The 2,327-nt window shown below is 66.4% G+C and carries 2 protein-coding genes; both read left to right on the top strand.

Annotated elements, in window-relative coordinates:
* Positions 1–315: 315 nt before the first annotated feature.
* The gene (gene secY / locus ACFCX4_RS35930; protein WP_376151631.1) at positions 316–1,626 is read left to right on the top strand and encodes a preprotein translocase subunit SecY; all 1,311 of its coding nucleotides are present in this window, start codon (positions 316–318) and stop codon (positions 1,624–1,626) included.
* Positions 1,626–2,279: an adenylate kinase gene (locus ACFCX4_RS35925; RefSeq protein WP_376151629.1), complete on the top strand. Its 654-nt coding sequence runs from the start codon at positions 1,626–1,628 to the stop codon at positions 2,277–2,279. The genes secY and ACFCX4_RS35925 overlap by 1 nt, the downstream gene beginning before the upstream one ends.
* The last annotated feature ends 48 nt before the right edge of the window (positions 2,280–2,327 follow it).

Here is a 2,327-nt window from a genome sequence, read left to right as displayed (position 1 = left end):
TCCCTTCCGGGAGGCGCGGGGCTCGCGCCATTTCCGGTTCCCCGCATTTCCGGTTTTCCGCCACCGGAGGTCCGGATCCGCGCGTTCCGGCTCTCGTTCTTTTGTGTGCCAAAACCGGGCATCCCGTACCCCGTGAGTGGGGGAGAGGCCGTACGCGCTTCTTTCGAGCGGCCGTGCACTGTTAGAGTCCCAGGAGTTCCCTTGTAGGCTGCGCGTAGGCTCGCCTGTGCCGTCTGTACGGGAGCCCGTACCGCAAAACTCCCCCTTCAGGACCGACCCTCCCGCCGACGACGTGCGGGAGGCGCAGGAGGCACCGTGCTCAGTGCGTTCGCGCGGGCGTTCCAGACGCCCGACCTGCGCAAGAAGCTGCTGTTCACGCTGGGCATCATGGTGCTGTTCCGGCTGGGCTCACACGTTCCCGTACCCGGGGTCGACTTCGAGGCGGTTCACGCCTGCATCAAGGAGACCAAGAACAACGGCCTGTTCGGTCTGGTGAACCTGTTCAGCGGTGGCGCACTGCTCCAGCTGACGATCTTCGCCCTCGGCATCATGCCGTACATCACGGCGAGCATCATCCTCCAGCTGCTGACCGTCGTGATTCCGCGGCTCGAAGCGCTGAAGAAGGAGGGTCAGTCCGGGCAGGCGAAGATCACCCAGTACACCCGGTACCTGACCATCGCGCTCGCGGTGCTCCAGGGCACCGGCATCGTGGCGACCGCGTCCAGCGGCGCCCTGTTCTCGGGCTGCGTCTACGCCAACCAGATCGTGCCGGACACCGGCGTCTTCCGGATCGCCGTGATGGTCCTGACCATGACCGCCGGCACCACGGTGATCATGTGGCTCGGCGAGCTGATCACCGACCGGGGCATCGGCAACGGCATGTCGCTGCTGATCTTCACCTCGATCGCCGCCCAGTTCCCCACCTCGATGTGGGCGATCAAGACCTCCGGCACCATCGGCGGCGGCTGGGTCGAGTTCCTGTCGGTCATCGCGATCGGCGTCATCGTTGTGATGCTCGTCATCTTCGTCGAGCAGGCCCAGCGCCGGATCCCGGTCCAGTACGCGAAGCGGATGATCGGGCGGCGGGCCTTCGGCGGTACGTCGACCTACATCCCGCTCAAGGTGAACCAGGCCGGTGTCATCCCGGTCATCTTCGCCTCGTCGCTGCTGTACATCCCGGCCCTGGTGGTGCAGCTGACCAACAGCCAGTCCGGCTGGGCGGTCTGGATCAACCAGCACTTCGTGCGGGGTGACCACCCGATCTACATGGCCACCTACTTCCTGCTGATCGTCTTCTTCGCCTTCTTCTACGTCGCCATCTCCTTCAACCCCGAAGAAGTCGCCGACAACATGAAGAAGTATGGTGGGTTCATCCCGGGTATCCGGGCCGGCCGCCCGACGGCCGAGTACCTGAACTACGTGCTCACCCGCATCACGTGGCCGGGTTCGCTCTACCTGGGCCTGATCGCGTTGATCCCGATGATCGCCCTGGTCGCCTTCGGACAGCAGACCAACTTCCCGTTCGGCGGCACCAGCGTTCTCATCGTCGTCGGCGTCGGACTCGAAACTGTGAAGCAGATCGAGAGCCAGCTCCAGCAGCGCAATTACGAAGGGTTCCTCCGCTGATGCGTATCGTCCTCGTCGGACCCCCCGGGGCCGGGAAGGGTACTCAGGCGCACCTCCTCGCCAAGACCCTGTCCATCCCCCACATCTCCACCGGCGACCTGTTCCGCGCCAACATCGGTCAGGGCACCCCGCTGGGTGTCGAGGCCAAGAGCTACATGGACGCGGGCCGCCTGGTGCCCGACGAGGTCACGATCGGGATGGCCAAGGACCGGATGCTCCAGGAGGACGCCGCGGGCGGCTTCCTGCTGGACGGCTTCCCGCGCAACCTCGGCCAGGCGAAGGCACTGGACGAGTTCCTCGCCGAGCAGGGCATCAAGCTCGACGGCGTGCTCGACCTGGAGGTCCCCGAGGACGAGGTCGTCCGCCGGATCGCCGGCCGCCGGCTGTGCCGCAACGACGGCGGCCACGTGTTCCACGTGGTCTACAACCCGCCGAAGACCGAGGGCGTCTGCGACGAGTGCGGCGGCGAGCTGTACCAGCGCTCGGACGACACCGAGGAGGCCGTGCGCACCCGGCTGGAGGTCTACCACACGGAGACCGAGCCGATCATCGACTACTACCGCCAGCAGGGCCTGATCGCCACGATCCCGGCCCTCGGCAAGGTGGACGAGGTCACCCGGCGCGCGATCGAGGCGCTGAAGCAGGAGAGCTGAGTCCTCACGACGTACGTCACGGCCGCGCCGCCCGCTCCAGGGCGGCGC

It is taken from the genome of Kitasatospora sp. NPDC056327 (assembly GCF_042261735.1).
GTDB lineage: Bacteria > Actinomycetota > Actinomycetes > Streptomycetales > Streptomycetaceae > Kitasatospora.
This window is presented reverse-complemented; position numbering and strand designations above follow the sequence as displayed.

What these genes read in the sequence shown, in the direction of transcription:
- ACFCX4_RS35925 (WP_376151629.1), top strand. Translation starts at nt 1,626, where the DNA reads ATGCGTATCGTCCTCGTCGGACCCCCCGGGGCCGGGAAGGGTACTCAG.